This is a genomic window from Thiolapillus sp. (genome assembly GCF_048562965.1).
Classification (GTDB): Bacteria; Pseudomonadota; Gammaproteobacteria; order Chromatiales; family Chromatiaceae; genus Thiolapillus; species Thiolapillus brandeum_A.
The window spans coordinates 1-524 of sequence record NZ_JBHNMF010001637.1 but is presented as its reverse complement, the minus strand read 5'-3'; the positions used below and the strand labels follow the sequence as shown (position 1 = coordinate 524).

Below are 524 nucleotides of genomic sequence, written 5' to 3'. Positions count from 1 at the left end.
GCCTACGGCTACGCCCAGGGCATTCTGCAGATAGGAGCGGTCGCATTTTACGCCAAAGAAAGTGGAGCTGTCGGGCAGGGTGCTGCCGAGGTTGTTGAAGTCCTTGCGCAGCTCCATCATCCGCTGCCAGCCATGGAGAGCGAAGCGAAGGCTGGTAGACCCCAGTAGCCGCGAGGCCGCACTGTTTTCCCGGCGTGCCTTGCGCCAGAGGGAAAACAAAGTAGGCCTCCGAACGCGGCGTCCAGTCATTGGGAGCCAAGTACGGAGCAGCAACGAGCTTGCGAAGTTGTTGCGTAGTGCTTGGTGACCAGGACGGCTGGGGCACAAATAGGTTGTCAAAGGCCGAGTCGATTTTGGGGACTGGGATGTCCCAAAATCTATCACGAGGCCGAAGACACGCTTGTTCTTTTCGTTCCAATCAGGAATGCCGGACAGGTCTCCCGGGTCGGACTGGCTGACTCTCATAGCATCCTGCAGCTTGTGTGCCCTGGCCAGGTCTTCCTTGCTGTTGGGATCGGCGAAGG

At 58.8% G+C, this 524-nt stretch carries 1 protein-coding gene; it reads right to left on the bottom strand.

Annotated elements, in window-relative coordinates:
• Nucleotides 1-524, bottom strand: a 524-nt coding sequence (locus ACOCD2_RS25950; RefSeq protein WP_419588818.1) for a hypothetical protein, incomplete at both ends; no start/stop codon positions are given.